At 60.8% G+C, this 19,533-nt stretch carries 22 protein-coding genes; 3 read left to right on the top strand and 19 right to left on the bottom strand.

Annotated features, from left to right (window positions below):
• Nucleotides 1–55 precede the first annotated feature (55 nt).
• A complete protein-coding gene (gene pdeM, locus SIC14_RS11405) occupies nt 56–751 on the top strand; it encodes a ligase-associated DNA damage response endonuclease PdeM (RefSeq protein ID WP_412562059.1) in 696 nt (231 codons plus the stop codon).
• Between the two features lie 15 nt (nt 752–766).
• On the opposite strand, the gene SIC14_RS11400 is transcribed toward pdeM, so the two are convergent.
• Nucleotides 767–1,606 carry a LytTR family DNA-binding domain-containing protein gene (locus tag SIC14_RS11400; RefSeq protein WP_412562058.1) on the bottom strand — a complete coding sequence of 280 codons (840 nt, stop codon included), beginning with the start codon at nt 1,604–1,606 and terminating at the stop codon, nt 767–769.
• A gap of 116 nt (nt 1,607–1,722) precedes the next feature.
• Between SIC14_RS11400 and SIC14_RS11395 the strand changes: the two genes are divergently transcribed.
• Nucleotides 1,723–2,139, top strand: a complete 417-nt coding sequence (locus SIC14_RS11395) for a PaaI family thioesterase (RefSeq protein WP_412562057.1) — start codon at nt 1,723–1,725, stop codon at nt 2,137–2,139.
• Nucleotides 2,140–2,145: 6 nt separating this feature from the next.
• Here the strand turns inward: SIC14_RS11395 and folD are convergent, their stop codons facing one another.
• The 17 genes from folD to ruvC form a co-directional block, all read right to left on the bottom strand.
• Nucleotides 2,146–3,048 carry a bifunctional methylenetetrahydrofolate dehydrogenase/methenyltetrahydrofolate cyclohydrolase FolD gene (gene folD, locus SIC14_RS11390; RefSeq protein WP_412562056.1) on the bottom strand — a complete coding sequence of 301 codons (903 nt, stop codon included), beginning with the start codon at nt 3,046–3,048 and terminating at the stop codon, nt 2,146–2,148.
• 202 nt (nt 3,049–3,250) lie between these two features.
• Nucleotides 3,251–4,927, bottom strand: coding sequence for a formate--tetrahydrofolate ligase (locus SIC14_RS11385; RefSeq protein WP_412562055.1), 1,677 nt, complete (start codon nt 4,925–4,927; stop codon nt 3,251–3,253).
• Nucleotides 4,928–5,095: 168 nt separating this feature from the next.
• The gene (locus SIC14_RS11380; protein ID WP_412562054.1) at nt 5,096–5,698 is read right to left on the bottom strand and encodes an MOSC domain-containing protein; all 603 of its coding nucleotides are present in this window, start codon (nt 5,696–5,698) and stop codon (nt 5,096–5,098) included.
• 166 nt (nt 5,699–5,864) lie between these two features.
• Nucleotides 5,865–7,781: an ATP-dependent zinc metalloprotease FtsH gene (ftsH, locus tag SIC14_RS11375; RefSeq protein ID WP_412562053.1), complete on the bottom strand. Its 1,917-nt coding sequence runs from the start codon at nt 7,779–7,781 to the stop codon at nt 5,865–5,867.
• A 79-nt stretch (nt 7,782–7,860) separates the two neighbouring features.
• Nucleotides 7,861–9,108, bottom strand: a complete 1,248-nt coding sequence (tilS, locus tag SIC14_RS11370; protein WP_412562052.1) for a tRNA lysidine(34) synthetase TilS — start codon at nt 9,106–9,108, stop codon at nt 7,861–7,863.
• Entirely contained in the window at nt 9,105–9,923 is an 819-nt protein-coding gene (gene ybgF / locus SIC14_RS11365) for a tol-pal system protein YbgF (RefSeq protein WP_412562051.1), read from the bottom strand. The genes tilS and ybgF overlap by 4 nt, the downstream gene beginning before the upstream one ends.
• A 42-nt stretch (nt 9,924–9,965) precedes the next feature.
• Nucleotides 9,966–10,472: a peptidoglycan-associated lipoprotein Pal gene (gene pal / locus SIC14_RS11360; RefSeq protein ID WP_412562050.1), complete on the bottom strand. Its 507-nt coding sequence runs from the start codon at nt 10,470–10,472 to the stop codon at nt 9,966–9,968.
• Nucleotides 10,473–10,585: 113 nt separating this feature from the next.
• Entirely contained in the window at nt 10,586–11,908 is a 1,323-nt protein-coding gene (gene tolB / locus SIC14_RS11355) for a Tol-Pal system beta propeller repeat protein TolB (protein WP_412562049.1), read from the bottom strand.
• On the bottom strand, nt 11,905–13,023 hold the full coding sequence (locus SIC14_RS11350) for an energy transducer TonB (RefSeq protein ID WP_412562048.1): 1,119 nt from the start codon (nt 13,021–13,023) through the stop codon (nt 11,905–11,907). Before SIC14_RS11350 ends, tolB begins: the two co-directional genes overlap by 4 nt.
• A gap of 8 nt (nt 13,024–13,031) precedes the next feature.
• Nucleotides 13,032–13,523 carry a protein TolR gene (gene tolR / locus SIC14_RS11345; RefSeq protein WP_412562047.1) on the bottom strand — a complete coding sequence of 164 codons (492 nt, stop codon included), beginning with the start codon at nt 13,521–13,523 and terminating at the stop codon, nt 13,032–13,034.
• Between the two features lie 3 nt (nt 13,524–13,526).
• Complete coding sequence (tolQ, locus tag SIC14_RS11340) at nt 13,527–14,222, bottom strand: protein TolQ (RefSeq protein ID WP_412562046.1); 696 nt, start codon at nt 14,220–14,222, stop codon at nt 13,527–13,529.
• Nucleotides 14,223–14,369: 147 nt separating this feature from the next.
• Nucleotides 14,370–14,756 carry a tol-pal system-associated acyl-CoA thioesterase gene (ybgC, locus tag SIC14_RS11335; RefSeq protein ID WP_412562045.1) on the bottom strand — a complete coding sequence of 129 codons (387 nt, stop codon included), beginning with the start codon at nt 14,754–14,756 and terminating at the stop codon, nt 14,370–14,372.
• Nucleotides 14,757–14,822: 66 nt separating this feature from the next.
• On the bottom strand, nt 14,823–15,374 hold the full coding sequence (gene thpR / locus SIC14_RS11330; RefSeq protein ID WP_412562044.1) for an RNA 2',3'-cyclic phosphodiesterase: 552 nt from the start codon (nt 15,372–15,374) through the stop codon (nt 14,823–14,825).
• Entirely contained in the window at nt 15,371–16,054 is a 684-nt protein-coding gene (locus tag SIC14_RS11325; protein ID WP_412562043.1) for a hypothetical protein, read from the bottom strand. The genes thpR and SIC14_RS11325 overlap by 4 nt, the downstream gene beginning before the upstream one ends.
• A gap of 120 nt (nt 16,055–16,174) precedes the next feature.
• Complete coding sequence (gene ruvB / locus SIC14_RS11320; protein WP_412562042.1) at nt 16,175–17,224, bottom strand: Holliday junction branch migration DNA helicase RuvB; 1,050 nt, start codon at nt 17,222–17,224, stop codon at nt 16,175–16,177.
• A 9-nt stretch (nt 17,225–17,233) separates the two neighbouring features.
• Complete coding sequence (ruvA, locus tag SIC14_RS11315; protein WP_412562041.1) at nt 17,234–17,932, bottom strand: Holliday junction branch migration protein RuvA; 699 nt, start codon at nt 17,930–17,932, stop codon at nt 17,234–17,236.
• Nucleotides 17,929–18,441 carry a crossover junction endodeoxyribonuclease RuvC gene (ruvC, locus tag SIC14_RS11310; RefSeq protein ID WP_412562040.1) on the bottom strand — a complete coding sequence of 171 codons (513 nt, stop codon included), beginning with the start codon at nt 18,439–18,441 and terminating at the stop codon, nt 17,929–17,931. The genes ruvA and ruvC overlap by 4 nt, the downstream gene beginning before the upstream one ends.
• A 318-nt stretch (nt 18,442–18,759) precedes the next feature.
• Between ruvC and SIC14_RS11305 the strand changes: the two genes are divergently transcribed.
• Nucleotides 18,760–18,990, top strand: a complete 231-nt coding sequence (locus tag SIC14_RS11305) for a DUF1127 domain-containing protein (protein WP_412562039.1) — start codon at nt 18,760–18,762, stop codon at nt 18,988–18,990.
• Nucleotides 18,991–19,095: 105 nt separating this feature from the next.
• Here the strand turns inward: SIC14_RS11305 and SIC14_RS11300 are convergent, their stop codons facing one another.
• Entirely contained in the window at nt 19,096–19,440 is a 345-nt protein-coding gene (locus tag SIC14_RS11300; protein WP_412562038.1) for a hypothetical protein, read from the bottom strand.
• Nucleotides 19,441–19,533 lie beyond the last annotated feature (93 nt).

Below are 19,533 nucleotides of genomic sequence, written 5' to 3'. Positions count from 1 at the left end.
GCCCGTGACACAGACTCCGCTTGCCCCCATTAACCCCACATGCCACCAAATCTATATGAGCAGCAAAAACAACAGCTACGAACTCACCCTGTCAGGCATCACCCTGGAGGCAATGCCCTCAGGTGCGCTTTACTGGCCGGAGCAGAAACTGCTCTGCGTCTCGGACCTGCATTTTGGAAAATCCGAACGAATTGCGCGACTTGGCGGCGCGATGCTGCCGCCCTATGACACCCGTGACACGCTGGCGCGACTGGAAAAAGACCTCGCGCGGACCCGTGCCAAATCGGTGATCTGCCTTGGCGACAGCTTTGACGATTCGATTGCGGCACGTGGCATATCCGAAGAAGAGTTCACCTGGATCACCCGACTGCAGGCCGGCCGACGCTGGGTCTGGATCGAAGGCAACCATGATCCGGGGCCATTGGCCATCGGCGGCACCCATCTGGGGGAACTGCCGCTGCCGCCGATCCTGTTCCGCCATATCGCGCAGATCGGCGCGGCGGGGGAAATCTCAGGCCATTACCATCCCAAGGCGCGGGTCAAAACCAAAGGCGGCACCATCAGCCGCCCCTGTTTTCTGGTCGATAGCGATCGCATCGTGATGCCGGCCTATGGCAGCTACACGGGCGGGCTGAGCTGTGAGGATCCAGTCATTGTTGGGCTGATGCGGCCCGAGGCCCTGGCGATCCTGACCGGCACCAGTTGCACCGCCATCCCGATGCCGGGGCGTCGGCAATCCCTGCACGACTAAGGCGGCTAGGCAGGCTCAAAGCACACCGACCTCTTCCAGTTTTGGCTTGGCTGTGCGGCTGACCGGCACCTTGCTGCCATTGGTCAGTCGCAAAACCAGCTTGCCATTGTCGCGTTCGGTGCCGTCTATGGCAGCAACCGCCACCCAATGTGACCGGTGCGTGACATGGCCAGACACCCCGTCCATTTCTGCAACGGCATCGGCAAAACGCATCCGCAGTGACACCAGTGCGCCGTCCAGTTCCACATCAACAAAATGATCCCGTGCCGACAAGTGCAGGATCACCCCCGTCACCCCTGCGGGCAGTCGTTCATAAAGCCGCGCTCTCGATTCCAATGGAGGCAGGCTCTCGGGGGGTTCAACGGCTATGCTCAAAGGGGTCAGCGCCGCGTTATCTTCTTCCTCGGTGATGGCAAAGCCCAGCGAGTGATGCTGCCCATAGATCCGCCGCAGCGCGGTCACCAGCGTGGAAATCAGAAACACAAAAATCATCACGGTCCAGAACCGCAGTGAACCGCTAACAATCGCCTGCCCCAGCAGCGCCGTCAAAGCAAACACCACCGGTGTCAGAATCAGCGTCACCCCCAAGACGTGCAGAACCTCCACCCGCCAATCCGGTGTGGCCGGCACCAGCTGCTGGACATATTCCCGCACTAAGGCGCTCACAAAAACCGAGAGGCCACAGATCAGGCCCCAGTAAACCGCGCGCATTTCCCACGACATGCTGGAAAATGTCCCGAAGGGGCCCATGAAAACTGCCGCCACCGCAACAAGGCTCCACATGGCCAGAGTTGTCGGATGAAGACTGCGCTGCACAGCGGCAGCGATCGATTTTACCATTACAGCGACAATCACGTTGCGTTACTCAATACCATCTCATCCCAATGCGCTTGTATTATCTCGCATCAAGACAACTTCAAGAATATTATACGTGGAATATGAGAATCCTGTTAGGAATTGGCTGAAAAAACATGTCCATACAGCACCGTATTGCCACATCCTTTGCCCAGCAGAGCATGATGACCACCCTCGGCGCCTCTCTGGTTTCTGCGGATCAGGGACAATGTGAAATACACGCCCCAATCCTGGCTTCCAGCCAACAACAACACGGGTTTGGACATGCCGGGCTCACCTTCTCGATTGGCGACAGCGCCGCGGGCTATGCCGCTCTGTCGGCAATGCCCGAAGGGTACGAAGTCCTCACGTCCGAGATCAAGATCAACCTGCTGGCCCCAGCGCAGGGCGAGCTCTTGGTGGCGCGCGGCAAGGTGGTGAAACCTGGCAAACGGCTGGTTGTGGTCACCGCCGAGGTTTTTGCCCGCACTGACGGCAAAGACACGCTGATCGCCATTTTGCAGGGCACCATGGTTCCCATGGCACCCCGCTAAACAACGTTAAGCTGTTAGACCTTCCGGCTCTGCCAGACCGTTGGCACGGCAGCAGGCAGTCACGGTGTTCGCCAGCAGACAAGCGATGGTCATAGGCCCCACGCCGCCCGGCACCGGTGTGATGGCACCGGCCACTTTGGCGGCGCTTTCGAAATGCACGTCGCCCACCAGACGGGTCTTGCCTGCGCCCTTCTCAGGCGCATCGATGCGGTTGATGCCTACGTCGATGACAGTGGCGCCTTCTTTGATCCAGTCGCCGGGCACCATTTCCGGGCGGCCCACCGCGGCCACCACAATATCGGCGCGGCGCACAACATCCGGCAGATCCTTGGTGCGGCTATGCGCGATGGTCACCGTGGCGCTGTCATTCAGCAACAGCTGCGCCATTGGCTTGCCCACAATGTTGGAACGCCCGATCACAACCGCGTCCATACCCGAAATCGAGCCATGATGATCCCGCAGCATCATCAGGCAGCCCAGCGGCGTGCAGGGCACCATCGATTTCTGCCCTGTGCCCAGCAGGCCCACGTTGGAAATATGGAACCCGTCCACATCTTTGGCCGGATCGATGGAATTAATCACCAGATCTTCATTCAGATGCCCCGGCAGCGGCAGCTGCACCAGAATGCCATGCACCGCAGGATCGTTGTTCAACTGATCAATCAGCGCCAGCAGAGCCGCTTCCGAGGTGTCCACCTCCAGCTTGTGCTCGTAAGAGTTCATCCCGACCTCAACGGTCTGTTTCCCCTTGGAGCGCACATAGACCTGGCTGGCCGGGTCTTCGCCCACCAGAACCACTGCCAGACCGGGCGTGATGCCGTGATCTTCTTTCAGACGGGTCACATGCCCCGCCACCTGTTCACGCACCTTGGCCGCAAAAGCCTTGCCGTCAATGATGTCAGCCGTCATCAAAGCACCCTTTCAATGTTCCCAAAATACTCCCGCCAGAGGCGTCGTTCTTGCTGAGGCGTGTAGCCCCTGCGCAGTGTTAGCGCCAGCGTTTTGCGCCCCTTCGGCCTTGCCCCACCGCGCCATATGTTTCCGATTGGCACTGTGGTTTCCCATAAGAAAAGCCCCCTCGGTGTCTTACGAGGGGGCTTTGCTGTCTGTCTTAGAACAGACCTTCGATCAGGCCTTCGTCGTTGAGGCAGATGCTCTCAGCCGCGGGTTTGCGCGGTAGGCCGGGCATCGTCATGATCTCGCCGCAGACCACCACGATGAAGCCCGCGCCAGCGCTCAGCCGGACCTCCCGCACCGGCACCGAATGGCCGGTGGGGGCGCCGCGCAGCGCAGGATCGGTCGAGAAACTGTACTGCGTCTTGGCCATACAGACCGGCAGATGGCCATAGCCCGCCTCTTCCCAGTCTTTTAGCTGGTTGCGGATCTTGGCATCAGCCAGCACCTCATCCGCACGGTAGATGCGTTTGGCAATGGTTTCGATCTTCTCAAACAGCGGCATCTCATCGGGGTAGATCGGTGCAAAGTTGGCGCTGCCGCCTTCCACAATCTCGACCACCTTTTCGGCCAGCGGCGCTGAGCCTTCCGAACCCAGCTCCCAGTGACGCGACAGGACCGCCTCGACGCCGTGTTCGGCGCAGTAATCCTTGACCGCCTGCACTTCGGCGTCGGTGTCGGTGACAAAGTGGTTGATCGCCACCACCACCGGCACCCCGAAGGATTTGACGTTTTCGATGTGACGGCCAAGGTTGGCGCAGCCCGACTGAACCGCATCGACGTTTTCCGCCCCAAGGTCCGCCTTGGCCACACCACCATTCATCTTCATTGCACGGACAGTCGCCACCAGCACCACAGCCGACGGCGCAATGCCCGCCTTGCGGCACTTGATGTTCATGAATTTTTCAGCGCCCAGATCGGCCCCGAAGCCCGCCTCGGTCACCACGTAGTCGGCAACTTTCAGCGCGGTTTTGGTGGCAATGACCGAGTTACAGCCATGTGCGATGTTGGCAAACGGACCGCCGTGCACAAAGGCCGGGTTGTTTTCCAGCGTCTGCACCAGGTTCGGCTGCATTGCGTCCTTCAGCAGCACGGTCATCGCGCCTTCGGCCTTGATGTCGCGGCAATAGACCGGCGACTTGTCCCGACGATAGGCCACGATAATGTCACCCAGACGTTTTTCCAGATCCGACAGGTCGGTGGCCAGACACAGGATCGCCATCACTTCCGAAGCCACGGTGATGTCAAACCCGGTTTCACGCGGGAAGCCATTTGTGACGCCGCCCAGCGACGCTGTGATTTGACGCAGCGCCCGGTCGTTCATGTCCACCACACGTCGCCAGGCCACCCGGCGGATGTCGATTTCCTGCTCGTTGCCCCAGTAGATGTGGTTGTCGATCATCGCCGACAGCAGCGAATGCGCCGAGGTGATCGCGTGGAAATCCCCGGTGAAATGCAGGTTCATCTCTTCCATCGGCACAACCTGCGCCATGCCACCACCAGCAGCACCACCTTTCATGCCGAAGTTCGGCCCCAGCGAGGCCTCACGGATGCAGATCATGGCGTTTTTGCCGATCTTGTTCAGACCGTCGCCCAGACCCACCGTGGTGGTGGTCTTGCCCTCGCCCGCAGGTGTCGGGTTGATCGCGGTCACCAGGATCAGCTTGCCATCGTCGCGGCCTTGCACCGAGTTGATGAAGTCCTGGCTCACCTTCGCTTTGTCATGGCCGTAGGGCAGCAGATCTGCGGTGGGGATGCCAAGCTTGGCGCCAATCTCTTGAATAGGCTGCTTGTTTGCTTCGCGGGCGATTTCGATATCGGATTTATAGCTCATTGGTACCCCTCCCGGCACGGGCGCTGGTTCATCTCTGCGGATGAGAAAACGACGGGAACGGGAACGCTGCGCAGCAAAATCCGACATTTCCGGCGCGGGTTGCGTCGCGGATGGACAGGATGTCGCAGGTTTGCGCCTTTCACGTCGTTGCCAGTTGCGAATTTGACGTCAGCGTTTACTGCGCTGGCCATCATACGCGGCCCATTCCGGCTGATCAGGAATGAACAGCTGCAGTGAGTCGCCAAGCGCGATCTCACCGGGCCGTTCCACCCAGGCCGTCACGCCACGTTTGGCCCAGGCCGCCGCACGGAAAGGCTTGCCCTTACCGGGAGCTGCCGCTTCGATGACGGGGACAGGCAGGTTGCAGGGGCGATTTTCCATATCCACAACCAGCGTTGCCCCCGACGGTCCCTGCAAACGGCTGCTTGGCGGCAGGCGACTGAAATCCGGAATCCCACGCACAACCAGTGACGCGCCGATCCAGGCCGGATCAAAGGCTTTGATCCCCAGCTCTGCGCCAATCCTCTCCAGATCCTCAGCGGCGACCACCGACAGCTGGCGGGTGTTGCGAATCTCGGTGCCACGCGCGTGCAGTGCTGCCACCCGGCTGCAAGACGGCCGGTTTACCCCGCCATGTGCCTCGCCGAGAATGCCGTCCCACGTCAGCTCCGTCCTGTCCAACGGCGCCGAAGCCAGTGCGGCCTCGCGATCGGCCACACGTCCAATCCAGGTGATTTCGCCAATAAACTCAGTGGGTTTCAATGCGGGCATGCCATCCTCCTCAAATCTTTGCGCGGAGGATGCACCGGGACAGTTGTCAACGCAAATCACATCCTGTGATTGCGACCATTTGTTTGAGATCTGTTTTAGGGAGGGTCCCCAGTTTTGCCCCCGTCAAAGAAAAACCCCCGCCGGAGCGGGGGTTGATCGGTGAGCCTTAGCTCATTTCCGGTTCCATGCCGCCGTCGCCGGATGGCTTGGCCTTCGGCTTGGTTTTAGGGATGGCGGTGACCGAAGGTGCGTTGCCCGCATCCTCATTGTCGTCCTCATCTTCCCCGGCATGTGGCGGCTCGCCGCGCATCACACGTTTGATCTCTTCGCCGGTCAGGGTTTCATATTCCAGCAGACCCTGGGCCAGACGTTCAAACTCTTCCTCATTCTCGGTCACGATCTTAAACGCCAGATCGTAACCTTCCTGAACAAAGTGCTTCACCTCGTCTTCGATCATTTCTTTAGTATTGGCGGAGACCGAGAAGCCGCCGGTGTTGCCCGAATACCCTTCGTGCGCCTCGGCGTAATCGATGTTGCCCACCTTGTCGGACATGCCCCAGCGCAGCACCATCGCGCGCGCCAGCTGGCTGGCCTGCTGGATATCGCCCGCCGGACCGTTGGAGACGTGATCGGCCCCGTATTTATGGATTTCCGCCGCCTTGCCCGCCATAGTCATGGCCAGTTTCTGGTGACATTCATCCTTGTGCCAGTTCAGACGGTCCATCTCCGGCAGGCTCATCACCATCCCCAATGCGCCACCGCGCGGGATAATGGTGGCCTTATAGACCGGGTCACATTTCGGCAATTTCAAACCCACCAGCGCATGGCCCGCTTCGTGATAAGCCGTCATTTCTTTCTGCTCAGCGGTCATCACCATGGAGCGACGTTCGGCGCCCATCATGATTTTGTCCTTGGCGGATTCGAAATCCTCCATCGTGACAAACCGACGGCCCACACGTGCGGCCATCAATGCGGCCTCGTTCACCAGGTTCATCAGGTCAGCACCCGAGAACCCCGGCGTCCCGCGGGCAATGATGCGCAGGTCCACGTCAGGGCCCAGCGGGGTTTTGCGCGCATGTACGGCCAGGATCTTCTCGCGGCCCTTGATGTCAGGGTTGCCAACGGTGACCTGGCGGTCGAAACGGCCCGGACGCAGCAATGCGGGGTCCAGCACGTCTTTCCGGTTGGTGGCCGCGATGATGATCACACCTTCGTTGGCCTCAAAACCGTCCATCTCAACCAGCAGCTGGTTCAGCGTCTGCTCACGTTCATCGTTGCCACCGCCGTAACCAGCGCCACGATGGCGGCCTACGGCGTCAATTTCGTCGATGAACACAATGCACGGGGCGTTCTTTTTCGCCTGTTCGAACATGTCGCGGACACGCGACGCGCCAACACCCACAAACATTTCCACAAAGTCCGAGCCCGAAATGGTGAAGAAGGGTACACCCGCTTCGCCGGCAATCGCCCGCGCCAGCAAGGTTTTACCGGTGCCCGGAGGGCCCACCAGCAGCGCACCTTTGGGGATCTTGCCGCCCAGACGGCTGAACTTCTGCGGGTTGCGCAGGAATTCCACGATCTCTTCCAGCTCTTCTTTGGCTTCGTCGATACCCGCAACGTCGTCAAAGGTCACACGACCGTTCTTTTCGGTCAGCAGCTTGGCCTTGGATTTACCAAAACCCATCGCGCCGCCTTTGCCGCCGCCTTGCATCCGGTTCATGAAGTAGATCCAAACACCGATCAGCAGCAGGAAGGGCAGAAGGGACAGAATGAAAGTCTGGAACCCTGACTGGGTCTGGCTTTCGGCCGTCACCGGAATGTTTTCAGCGATCAGCATTTTGGTGACTTCGGCGTCATCCGGCTTGATCGTCACGTAGTCGCGACCATCGGTGCCAAGGAAGCGCACAGTTTCACCGTCCAGCGTAACGGAGCTGACTTTGTCCTCATCCACCGCTTGCACGAATTCGGAATAAGGGATGGAATTGCTCTGCAGAGAGTTGCCCGACCCGCTAAACAGGTTGAACAGGGCCAGCACCAGCAGGAACAGAACCACCCAGAAGGCGATATTTTTCGCGTTGCCCAAGGAAAATCTCCCAATCTTCGGTCGCCACCGCAGGTATCACAGGCGGCACCCTACTTAAATAGAGATCATGCGCCTGTGTTCAACGTATCGCCAGCCATTTGGCAAAATCCCTGAATTTAGGCAGCAGATCTGCCTGCCAGCCCTGCAAGAAGCCGGCCAATGGGGCGGAAATCAGCCGATTGTCCTGCCAGATCGCCGGATCTGCCTGATGGGCCGCCGCCGGGCGGCCAGATTCGCGCCAATTGGGACAAAGTTTCAAACCCTCCTTTCCGAGAGGGCCAATATACACCCCGTCCCTTACCGGACCGTTAATCTGCCAACGGGAATCGAAAGTATCTTGCCCCTCGACAGGCCCAGCTTTGACCGCAGCCAATTCGCGGTAGAGGTAAATGTCCCCCTTGCGGTGGGTCATCCGCACCCCTGACAGCGTTGCGGGTTCCCCCGCCAAAGCCGCTGTGCAGAACCCTGCAAGCGCTGCGCCGCGCGGGCCGTAACCGTCGCCACTGACCCAGGCAAGGGCGTGCCGCAACAGGCGGCGCTGCAGCTCTGCAGGTAAAGTGGCGAATGGCGCGGCCGCAATCAAAAGATCCCCCGCCTGCTGACGCACATGATCTTCGGCGAACCGGGCCACCGCCCAGTTCAGCGCCTCTTTGGCTGCCGCCAGATGGGTGGCGCTCTGCGCCAGTTCCTGTGCTGTCGGGCCGGCTTCGGCCATCTCAGACAAAGCCTTGCGCATGCGGACACGGGTAAATTGATCGTCCTGATTGCTGGGATCATCGATCCAGCGCTGTCTATTTCTCCACAAAACCTCACGCAGGCTGTTGCGACTTGCCTCCAGCAACGGCCGGTAAAACAACATGCCGTTTACCTCAAACCCAGACCGCATGGCCGACAATCCGTCAACACCGGCACCTCGGCCCAACCGCATCAAGAGGGTTTCCGCCTGATCGTCCTGGGTATGCGCCAGCAGGACCGCTGCAACGCCGGATCGCGCAGCCCATTCGGCCATCAACCGGTAGCGGGCCTGACGCGCCTGGTCCATCAGGTTGCCCTGCCCGTCCCAGCCCTGCCACAACAATGTGTCATGCGATAGGCCAAGCCCGCCTGCGACCCCGGCCACAAAATCGGCTTCCTCAGCTGCAGCGACGCGTAAACCGTGGTTGACCGTCACCACCTTTACAGAGCGGCCGGACTGCGCCGCGTGTTGCGCCGCAAGAACCATCATCGCAAGAGAATCACTCCCGCCAGAAACCGCCAGCCCCAAAGGGCCATCGGGCAGATCCCGCAACGCTGTCTTGATCAGCGTCGCCGGATCAGCGGCGCTCATGTGCAGGACAGGCGGGCACGTTCGGCCTCGGCAACGCCGACGGCATCCGAACCGGGGAAGCGTACGCCAACCTCAGCCAGGGTCACGCAGGCCTCCGAGGTCTGGCCCAGTTTGCCGAGCGAAAACCCAAGTTTGTAGAGCGCTTCCGGGGCGCTGTCGCCCTGCGGCGCGGCGCTGAAGCTTTCCAGATAAGCGCGGGCCGAGCCGGTCTCATTGCCGGTTGCCGCCAGGGCATCGCCGCGCATCAGATGCGCCAGGGCGGTCAGCGGGCTGCCGGGATAGGTGCCGATAAACTGATCCAGTAGCGCCAAGGCCGTGTCATGATCGCCTGCGTTCAACGCGGCATCGGCGCGTTCGAAATCGGCCTCTTCGCCGATCGCAAGTTCAGGCGTTTCGGTGACACCCCCGTCGCGGTTTACCACCTCTGCGTCCGGATTGCCGCCGAGGGTAGAGCCATCGCCAAGCGCGGCAATATCGCAGCCCTCTTCCAGCTCACACAGGCGGAATTCCAGATCGCCTACCCGGTTGCCGCCATCTTCGGCGATACGCGAGATGCGGAACTCCAGCTCTTCGGTCTTCGCCGTCAGCCGCTGCATCTGGCCCTCAATCGCATTGACCCGTTGCAGGATCGAGCCGCCGGAATTACCCGACGGCGCGCCCGTGGTGCTGAGTTCCCGCTTCAGCCGTTGCAGATCAACATAAAGCACCGACAGTTCCTGCCGGATATCAGCCAGGGTCTGCGTGCGGTCCTGCGCGAAGGCCCCCGTCACGGGGGCGGCCAGTGCAATACAGGTTGCTGCAACGATCCAACGCATGGGGGTCCTCGTCTTTCTTCCTGGGGCCGCGGTATTGTCGGCTTAGCTGGATAGACCGGTTGACAGCACGGTCACTGAGCGGCGGTTTTTGGAATAACACGCCTCTTCCGAGCAGATCTCAATCGGGCGTTCCTTGCCAAAGCTCACCACTTTCAGCCGGTTTGAGGCAATGCCGCGTTGCACCAGATATTCCTGCACCGCATTGGCACGGCGCGCCCCGAGGGCAAGGTTGTATTCCCGGGTGCCCTGCTCATCTGCATGGCCTTCGATGACGGCGGTGTAATCCATGTTCTGCAGCAGCCAGTCCGCTTGCAGGTCTAAAACAGCCGCGGCTTCTGCCGAAACGGTGGACTGGTCGACGGCAAAGAACACGCGGTCCCCGACGGTTTGCTGGAAATATAGCGGCGAGCGCGGATCATTGGCCGAGCCGTCTTCCACCCCGGCAGGATCCCCGCTGAGGTAAACGTCATCGCCGCCAAAGCCGCCGTTTGTACAGGCTGCCACTGCCAAAACAGAGGTCAGCATCATTGCCCGTGCCAGAAATTTCATAAGATTGCCCCGCTCGACTGATCTTGTTTTATTTTCATTATCATATCGTTTCCACTCTGGAAACGGCGTCATCGCCCGCGTCCCCTGATCGGCAGGAAGGCGCGGGCCGGTCTTCAGTTCTGCAGTGGCGACCAGGCCGGATCCGACCCGCCGCCCTGGGTACGGACACGTTTCAGGTTGCGTCCGGTGATGTCCACCGAATAAAGGCTTGCCGCACCGCCAGCACCTTGGGTTTCACGGGTGAACATGATCACGCGGCCATTGGGGGACCAGCTGGGCCCCTCGTCAAGGAACGAAGCCGTGAGCAACCGCTCTTCGGAACCGTCAATCCGCATCACGCCGATGTGGAAACGGCCTTTGCTCTGTTTGGTAAAGGCGATCAGATCCCCGCGCGGGCTCCAGACCGGGGTGCCGTAACGGCCTTTGCCAAAGCTGATCCGTTTTGGCTCACCGCCATTGGCGTCCATAATGTACAGCTGCTGGGTGCCGCTGCGGTCACTTTCAAACACGATCCGGCTGCCATCGGGGCTGAAGCTGGGCGCGGTTTCAATCGACGGCGCCGAGGTCAAGCGCTGCGAGCGGCCTGACGAAATGCTCATCTTGTAAAGATCGGTATTGCCGCCCTGGGTCAGCGAATAGACCACATCCTGTCCGTCCGGAGAGAACCGCGGCGCAAAGCTCATGGTGCCGGACTGCTGTTCCAGCACGCGGCGACGGACCGAAGCCACATCCAGAACGTAAATCCGCGGGAAGCCGGTTTCGTAAGAGGTGTAGAGGATCCGGTCGCCCGTGGGCGAGAACCGAGGCGCCAGAACAATCGACCGGCTGTCGGTCAGGAACTGCAGGTTCGCCCCGTCATAATCCATAATCGCCAGACGTTTCTTGCGGTCGTTCTTGGGGCCGGTTTCACTGACGTAAACCACACGGCTGTCGAAATAGCCGCTTTCACCGGTGATCCGGCTGTAAACCTCATCAGCAACCTTATGGGCCATCCGGCGCCAACCGTCTTGTGTGCCGGAGAACTGCAATCCGCTGCCCAGCTCAGTGCCAGCAAAGACATCATAGAGGCGGAACTTGACGGTCAGACGTCCACCCGACTGCAGGCTCACCGCCCCGGTGACCAACGCCTGTGCATTGATCGCTTTCCAGTCGGCAAATTGCACCGGGCTGGAGAAGCTGGTGATGCCGCTGATATAGGCGCTTTCGGGGATTTCGCGGAACAGGCCGGTGCCGGACAGGTCATCAGCCACCAATTGGGCAATGTCTTTGGCCAGCTGGGCGGCGGATCCGGTCTCGGCGACGAAATCGGGCGCTGCGATGGGCAGCGGTTCGATCACACCCTCGGTGATCTCGATCCGAAGGGGGGCCGCCGTGCCAAGGGTCGGCAGGCCAAAGGCCAGAGCGGCCGCAAGGAGGGTCAGGAAACGTTTGATCATTTGATCCTCATGTTCTCCGGATTGAATGTCATTTCTATATCACGCCATTGTTCGTATTTGTCAGACGGCAGGCTGAAACCACGGGCACCACAGCGGATAATCGCCCGTCGAGCCGCCTGAAACGCCTGATTAACCGAGCCACCTGCGCCGCCACGGCTTTCGATCAGGCGAATGGTGCCAGTGTCTGGCGTGCCGTCTTCGTTCATGCTCACCCCGACAACAACGGTTGTCTTCAGCGCTTCCGTCGAAAGTGAGCCTGTGTTCCAGCATTTCTGCACCGCAATCCTTAAGGCATCCTTTTCGCCCGAGGTCAGCGGCGGCCCCGAAGGCCGCGCCGGTGTTGGGGTCTCGGTGTCATTGGCCAGCCCCGCCAGCAGATCGTCGACCGCCGAACGGGTATCTGGTGTGCTGTCCGGTGTGCGATCCGCTGTTTCAGTTTCAGCTGGGCGCTGCGGCCGGTTGGGCCGGGCTTTGGGCCTCAACGAACGCGACGGGGCGGTGCTTTCGCCCTGCTCGGCCTCGGTCACGATCTCGGTGTTGGCTGCTTCCTCAACGGTCTTTTCCTGATCGGGCAGCTGTTCATCACCCGCCGCATCCGACGTTGCCTGATCCTGCGCAACATCGGCCACCTTGTCTTCCGGCTCGGGCGGCGCAACGGCCTCGGGCGCAACACGATTGGCGGGCCGTGGATTGGGCCGAACCGGCGTCACCGGCCCCGCCGTTTCCGGCGCATCGGACGGCGGTGCCAAAACCGCAACATCATCGCTGACGTCAGCGGGTGTCGGCGGCGTCAGTTCGGGCGGCACCGGCCGCGTCTCGGGACGGGGCGGCGGTGTTTCGTCGGGTTGCTGCAGGGCGGGCGGCTGATCCACCGCGCTCGCGCTTGGTTGCTCGGGTTGCTCTACATCCGGCAAGGGCTGTTCTGGAACCACAATGTCACTGACAGTTTCCGGCGGCTCTGTGCCGGCCAGTAGGCTTTCGAACTCGGCCTCGGAAATGGCCACAACTTCGGTCACCTCAAAAGGTTCCGGCGTGGGGGCAAAGCTCCCGCCGAAGAGCGCCCAGCCAATCAGGCCAACATGCGCCACTCCCGAAATGGTATAGCCGGTCTTCATCTCTGGGCTCAGTTCCCTTCGGTGTCTGCCGTGTCGCCATCCAGCGCCGGGCCGCCCGTATCCGTCACAAGTCCAATGTTGCTAAAGCCCGCACGGTTCAAAGCCCCCATGACCTGCACCACATCCTCATAAGGCACCGCGCCATCAGCCCGCAGGAACACACGGTCGCCGTCCCGTTCCGCCGCGATGGCCCGCAGACGGTTGATCAGGTCAGCCCGCGCCACCTCGGTCTTCTGGATCATCACTGTGCCTTCAGCGGTCACTGTGACGGCCAGCGGCTCTTCTTCTTCGCCAGGTAGCGCGTTGGCGGCGGTTTTGGGCAGTTCCACCGGAACCCCCACCGTCATCAGCGGCGCCGCCACCATAAAGATGATCAGCAGCACCAGCATCACATCCACAAAGGGCGTGACGTTGATTTCCGACATCGGCTGCGCCCCGCCGCGACGATGGCGTCGGCGACGCCCGCCGCCTCCGCCATTGTTCATCACACCCGCGCCCATAGCTCAGAGGTCCAGCTGGCGGCTGAGGATGGTCGAAAACTCATCCGCAAAAGCCTCGTAGCCCGCGATGATCCGATCCGCGTCGGCCGACAGTTTGTTGTAGAAGATCACCGCCGGAATAGCGGCCAGCAGACCCAGACCGGTCGCCAGCAGCGCCTCAGCGATGCCCGGCGCCACAACGGCCAGGTTGGTGCTTTGTTGTTCTGCAATCCCGATAAAGGCATGCATGATGCCCCAGACCGTTCCAAACAGGCCCACAAACGGAGCGGTGGAGCCCACAGTCGCCAGCACCGGCAGGCCATGTTGCAGCCCTTCGGCCTCTTTGGCGATGGCCACATCCATCGACCGATCAATTCGTGCCTGCGCACCGGCGATCAGCCCGCCATCATCACGGTGTGACCGACGCCATTCAATCATACCCGCAGCAAAGACCTTCTGTGAGTGCCCCTTGGGGTCTGCGCCGATCTGATCGAACAATCCGTCCAGCGGTTCACCGGACCAGAAGGCCCGATCAAAGCGCGCGGCCTCGCGGCGGGCCTGCCGATAAGAAATCACTTTCTGGAAGATGATCGCCCACGACCAGAAAGACGCGGCAATCAGCATAATCATGACCAGTTTCACGGTCAGGGTGGCGCGTGCGAATAATGCCCACATGGAGAAGTTAATCTCCTGCGCCAAGGCAAGGGTTTCTGTTTCCATAAGCCTGCTCTGCTCTGATGGCCCGTTATGTTCAGGCCTTGTTTACAGGGCAGGCTAGCCGATCGCTAAGGGGAAAGGCAACAAAATGGCGTCACTTCGACGCGAATTGCCGCTGTTTTCACGCGAATTTGTCAGGTTTCCGCTTACTCAGTTCAGCATCCGGCGGATATTTGCCGGCATCCGCACCGGCTGGCCGTCTTCATTCATCATGATCACAGTGACCACTGCATGAAACAAAGCTTTGCCATTGCACTTCACCCATTGGTCCATCACCAGCCGCGCACCGGTCACCTGGGTGACTTCGGTGGTGACAATCAGCTCATCATCCAGTCGCGCAGGAGCCAGATAATCCGCCTCCACCCGCCGCACGGCAAAAACGTAGCCCTCAGCCTTCATGGCGTTCTGATCCATGCCGATCTCGCGCACCCATTCGCTGCGCCCACGTTCAATGAAACGCAGATAGTTGGCGTAATAGACAATGCCCGCCATATCGGTGTCTTCGTAGTAAACGCGCACAGGAAGTTCGTAGATCATCGGCCAAATTGCTCTCGCTTGAGGAGTATCGGCACCCTAGCAGCCCCGCAGCCCGGTGCAAGCGCGTTAGACCGCTTGCAAGGGGTAAGTCGCCAGGGCGGTGTAGACCGGCCCATCCGCCGTCAGCACCGACTCGTAGAGTGAAAAGCTCTCGACCTCCGCAAGAGGCAAACAGGCCGCCCCATCAGCCGCTACAAACCGCTGCAACCGCATCTGCGCCGCCGCGGGCAAGCCGCGCTGGAACCGCACCAGCGTCACGTGCGGCTTGAACCGCCGCCGCCCCAGATCCACGCCCGCAAGCCGTACCGCCCGCGCCACTTTTTCCTGCAAGTGGATCAATTCCGGCACCCGTTCCGCCAACATCACCAGCGCCGAAGGCTGCCTGCCGCCCCAGACCTCCAGCCCGCGCAACTGCAATCGCACCTGCGGCAGGGATATTTCGGACAGGGCCTCATGCAGGGGCTGCAACAGCGCCTCTGGCTGCGCATCCAGAAAGGCCAGGGTCAGGTGCAGATTGGCCTCCTCGACCTCCCGGCCCACGCCCAGACCCTCCGACACGGCCATCAGCGCATCCCGGGTCTCCTCGGCCAGATCAAGCGCCAGAAACAGCCGTTTCATTCGCCACGCTGGATCTGATCGCTGTCATCCTCGATCACCAGATCACCCTGCACCTGAAGCCGCGCATATAGCCGCAAGGCATGGGACGGATCGCGGTCCGATCCCGGCATCAACGGCGCATAGGCAGCGCGGATCACCCCCGCCACATCGGGACGGAGGATCACATTCTCACCGGCAACAGCCAGCGGCGAGGTTTCAGCAAAGGCCGCGTTCGACCACAGTAACATCACTTGAACGACTTGCGTCAGCGCCAGTGTTTCGGCCGGCATCTTCGCCATCTGCGCATCCATCCGCACAAACACAAAGGCCGCTTGAATCGCCCCCAGATCATCAAAGCGGAAGCCGCGATACTGGTTGGCATCCTGCACCTTCAACTTGCCCACCAGTTCCGCCAGATCCGGCACCAGCTGATCGAGGTTCGGCACCTCCAACAGCTCGTCCCAGTCTTGGAAGAAGAAGAACATCAGGTTGGCGCCCAACTCGGGATCGGTTTCGGCCAGCTTGTGGCCCGACAACGCCACAACCGCTTCCAGCGCACCTTTGACGATCTCCAGCGTCTCTTCCTCAACGCCAAAGACCACCGGAACAATCGGCCGGCCCCAACGGGCAAAAACATAGTCTCCGCTCTCACGGGTGAACAGCGCTTCAACGGCTTCGGGGCTCAGGGCTTCAGGCGTCATTGTACATCCTCAGATCGGCAGGAACGGCCCCCGCATAACGTGATCCGTACCAAAGGGCCAGCGCCCCCCCTTTCAATGATCCACAAATACTCATTTGCTCCGCAGCCAAACAGCTTGCCGCTATTTGCCGTCGCCACCGAACAACACGCCCTGCCCTGTACCGGTTTCAGACCGCTGCGGCGCCTCCAGTCCCATATGCCGCCAGGCCTTCGCTGCCAGCATCCGGCCCCGTGGCGTCCGCTGGATCAACCCCTGTTGCAACAGGAAAGGCTCGATCACCTCTTCCAGCGCATCCCGGCTTTCGCTGAGGGCGGCGGCGATGGTTTCGATGCCCACCGGCCCACCGCCATAGTTTTCGGCAATCAGGCTGAGGTAGCGACGATCCGCACCATCCAGACCCAGATGATCCACCCCCAGACGGGTCAGCGCATGATCGGCCAGCGCCTGTGTCACCCTGCCGTCGCCTTCGACCACCGCAAAATCCACCACCCGGCGCAACAAACGGCCGGCAATCCGCGGCGTGCCGCGGGACCGTTTGGCGATCTCACGCGCACCATCCGGCGTGGCAGGCGCCCCCAGCAGCTTGGCGTTGCGGGTCACAATCTCATTCAGCTCATCTACGGTATAGAACTGCAACCGCGTCGGAATGCCAAAACGATCGCGCAGCGGCGTGGTCAACAGGCCCAGACGGGTCGTCGCCCCCACCAGCGTGAAGGGCTGCAATTCGATCCGGACTGTGCGGGCTGCTGGCCCCTCACCGATCACCAGATCCAGCTCATAATCCTCCATCGCGGGGTAGAGCACCTCTTCCACCGCCGGATTGAGGCGGTGGATCTCGTCGATGAACAACACGTCACGCGCTTCGAGGTTGGTCAGGATCGCCGCCAGATCACCCGCCTTGGCCAGCACCGGCCCTGAGGTCATGCGGAAGTTGACCCCCAGTTCACGCGCCATGATCTGCGCCAGCGTGGTTTTCCCCAGACCGGGCGGGCCGTGAAACAGTGTGTGGTCCATGGCCTCGCTACGTTGGCGGGCAGACTGGATAAAGACCCGCAGGTTGGCCCGTGCCTCGGCCTGACCAATAAAGTCACCCAGTTCCTGTGGACGCAGGGCGCGATCATTGTCTTCGGGCAGCGGCTCGGGCCGCAGGTTGGGATCAGCGTCAATCATGTCCGCACCTTAGCCTTTCGGAGCCAGCAGGCTCAACGCCTGTCGGATCAAGGTGCCGGTGTCTGCCTCAGGCGCCTCCTGCGCGGCCTGCGCCACCGCGCTGGCAGCCTCGGCCGGGGCGTAGCCCAGGTTCGACAGCGCCGAGAGCGCATCCGACTGCGCCACCGCAGATTGCTGCGCCGCCGTGGGTTCCGCCGCTTTGCGGGGTTTGCGTTTGGGCTTGGGGGCTTCGTCTTCGATCACCTCCACGGGCTCGGCCGCTTCGGTTCCCATTGCAGCCGACAGCGTGCCGCCCATCGCCATCACACCGGGCGCTTTGTCTTTCAACTCATGCACCACACGCTGTGCGGTCTTGGGCCCCACCCCCTTGGCGGCCTTGATCGCTGGAATATCACCCAGAGTGATGGCCCGGCTGACGCCTTCAGCCCCCAGCGCCGACAGGATCGCCAGCGAGGCCTTGGCCCCGATCCCCTGCACCGAGGTCAGCAGCCGATGCCACTCTTTCTCCAGCAAGGTCGGGAAACCGTAGAGCTGCATCAGATCCTCGCGCACCACCAGATCCGTGTAGAGTGCCACCGCCTCACCGGCGCCCGGTAAAGTCGCCATTGTCCGGTCCGAGCAATACACGATGTAGCCAACCCCGCGCACGTCGATCAGCACGTGATCTTCGCCGCGATAGTCCAAAACACCTGTCAGTTTGCCAATCATACCCGCACCTCTTTCAATCGCGGCCCCGCCCCAGCACCGGGTCCACGGGTATAATGGGCGTGACAAATGGCAATCGCCAAAGCATCCGCCGCATCCGGCCCGGTGATCTCGACCCCGGGCAATTGCATTTTCACCATATGGTCGACCTGTTGTTTGGCCGCATGCCCGACGCCCACCACGGTCTTCTTGACCTTGTTGGGGGCATATTCACCCACGCTCACGCCATATTGTGCCGGCACCAGTAGGGCGACGCCACGGGCCTGACCCAGTTTCAGGGTGCCAACCGCGTCTTTGTTCACAAAAGTCTGCTCAATCGCTGCCGTGTCAGGCTGGAACCGCGCAAAAATGTCGGTCAGCTGCTCATGCAGCGACAACAGCCGTTTGGCCAGATCCTCGGTAGAATCAGATTGGCAAACCCCGTTGGCCACATGGGTGAGTCGGCTGCCTTCGGCCTCAATCACCCCCCAACCAAGGTTGCGCAAGCCGGGATCGATCCCCAAAACGCGCATCACCGCCCCCCTTTTTTGCCTGTTTTTTTCATCAAGTAGCACAAAGGGGGAACAAACGCCAAGCAGAAAGCAAATGTCGCAAAAACGACCTGCCTGTCCCATAGGCGTCAAACCTGTTCTATTTCCGCCACGAAATTGGCAAAAAACGACGCATCCCCACCCCCTCCATAGCCCTTGTTTCATTGACTGAAACAGCAGTTTACCAGCCATGCAAAAACTGCATAGGAACTATGCAATTCAGCCCAGTTGTGCGGCTAAAACAGGCACTCTAAATGCCGTCTCAGTTAATGTAACGCAACACACACCGAGGTTCCTGATATGGCTGTCTACGAGAACACCCGCACCCAGTATCAGGCTGGCGCAATGGCCAGCCTTATCGCCCGTACCACCTTCGTCGCCGTGAACGCCGTAGTTCACCTGCGCGAGACCCTGGAAGGTTGGAACGAGGCCCGCATCACCCGCAAAGCCCTGTCGGCCCTGACCGACCGCGAGCTCGACGATATTGGCCTGACCCGCGCCGACATCGAAGCGGTTGCGACCAAAGCCTGATCCAAACCGGATTGCGCTGACGCGCCCAAAGAGAAAGCCCTGTCTGCAGTCCGCAGGCAGGGCTTTTCTTTGGAGAGAGAACCGGCGCAAAAGTACCGGCAGAGACTATTTCAAATAGGGCCGCAATTTCAGCGCCAGATACTCGGACAGCGAATCCGGCCGCATCAGATAGGCACCGGCAATTTCCACAACGCCGCCCTGTTCCAGTTTCTGCACCCGGTCGATGTAGTTGCCAAACCCCATGCTGGCCATCAGCAAGGCTTTGAACCCCAGGAATCCACAGATCAGAAACACAAACCCGCGCCAGGGCATCGAAGCCCGGCGGCGCTTGGGGCGCGTGACGATCAGGCCGTCGCGATCCACCACCGTGACATAGCCCTGTTTCATCCTTGCGCGGTTTTTGTCTATCCGGCGAAGCCGGTCATCGAACTCGTTAAACGCGTCGGACATTGCAACCTCCAATGGTCGAGCCCCCACTCAAACACTGGTAAAAGTTATACGCTTCAAATGTGGCGGAAATGGGGCAAAAGCCCCAAATTCGCT

This window comes from Thalassobius sp. MITS945101, assembly GCF_047123305.1.
Taxonomy (GTDB): Bacteria; Pseudomonadota; Alphaproteobacteria; order Rhodobacterales; family Rhodobacteraceae; genus Thalassobius.
Note: the sequence above shows the minus strand (reverse complement) of the source record. Positions and strands in the feature narration are given on the sequence as shown.

Coding starts and splice junctions, on each gene's coding strand:
- pdeM (WP_412562059.1), top strand. CDS start 56: ATGAGCAGCAAAAACAACAGCTACGAACTCACCCTGTCAGGCATCACC.
- SIC14_RS11395 (WP_412562057.1), top strand. CDS start 1,723: ATGTCCATACAGCACCGTATTGCCACATCCTTTGCCCAGCAGAGCATG.
- folD (WP_412562056.1), bottom strand. CDS start 3,048: ATGACGGCTGACATCATTGACGGCAAGGCTTTTGCGGCCAAGGTGCGT.
- SIC14_RS11385 (WP_412562055.1), bottom strand. CDS start 4,927: ATGAGCTATAAATCCGATATCGAAATCGCCCGCGAAGCAAACAAGCAG.
- SIC14_RS11380 (WP_412562054.1), bottom strand. CDS start 5,698: ATGCCCGCATTGAAACCCACTGAGTTTATTGGCGAAATCACCTGGATT.
- tilS (WP_412562052.1), bottom strand. CDS start 9,108: ATGAGCGCCGCTGATCCGGCGACGCTGATCAAGACAGCGTTGCGGGAT.
- ybgF (WP_412562051.1), bottom strand. CDS start 9,923: ATGCGTTGGATCGTTGCAGCAACCTGTATTGCACTGGCCGCCCCCGTG.
- pal (WP_412562050.1), bottom strand. CDS start 10,472: ATGAAATTTCTGGCACGGGCAATGATGCTGACCTCTGTTTTGGCAGTG.
- tolB (WP_412562049.1), bottom strand. CDS start 11,908: ATGATCAAACGTTTCCTGACCCTCCTTGCGGCCGCTCTGGCCTTTGGC.
- SIC14_RS11350 (WP_412562048.1), bottom strand. CDS start 13,023: ATGAAGACCGGCTATACCATTTCGGGAGTGGCGCATGTTGGCCTGATT.
- tolR (WP_412562047.1), bottom strand. CDS start 13,523: ATGGGCGCGGGTGTGATGAACAATGGCGGAGGCGGCGGGCGTCGCCGA.
- tolQ (WP_412562046.1), bottom strand. CDS start 14,222: ATGGAAACAGAAACCCTTGCCTTGGCGCAGGAGATTAACTTCTCCATG.
- ybgC (WP_412562045.1), bottom strand. CDS start 14,756: ATGATCTACGAACTTCCTGTGCGCGTTTACTACGAAGACACCGATATG.
- thpR (WP_412562044.1), bottom strand. CDS start 15,374: ATGAAACGGCTGTTTCTGGCGCTTGATCTGGCCGAGGAGACCCGGGAT.
- SIC14_RS11325 (WP_412562043.1), bottom strand. CDS start 16,054: ATGACGCCTGAAGCCCTGAGCCCCGAAGCCGTTGAAGCGCTGTTCACC.
- ruvB (WP_412562042.1), bottom strand. CDS start 17,224: ATGATTGACGCTGATCCCAACCTGCGGCCCGAGCCGCTGCCCGAAGAC.
- ruvA (WP_412562041.1), bottom strand. CDS start 17,932: ATGATTGGCAAACTGACAGGTGTTTTGGACTATCGCGGCGAAGATCAC.
- ruvC (WP_412562040.1), bottom strand. CDS start 18,441: ATGCGCGTTTTGGGGATCGATCCCGGCTTGCGCAACCTTGGTTGGGGG.
- SIC14_RS11305 (WP_412562039.1), top strand. CDS start 18,760: ATGGCTGTCTACGAGAACACCCGCACCCAGTATCAGGCTGGCGCAATG.
- SIC14_RS11300 (WP_412562038.1), bottom strand. CDS start 19,440: ATGTCCGACGCGTTTAACGAGTTCGATGACCGGCTTCGCCGGATAGAC.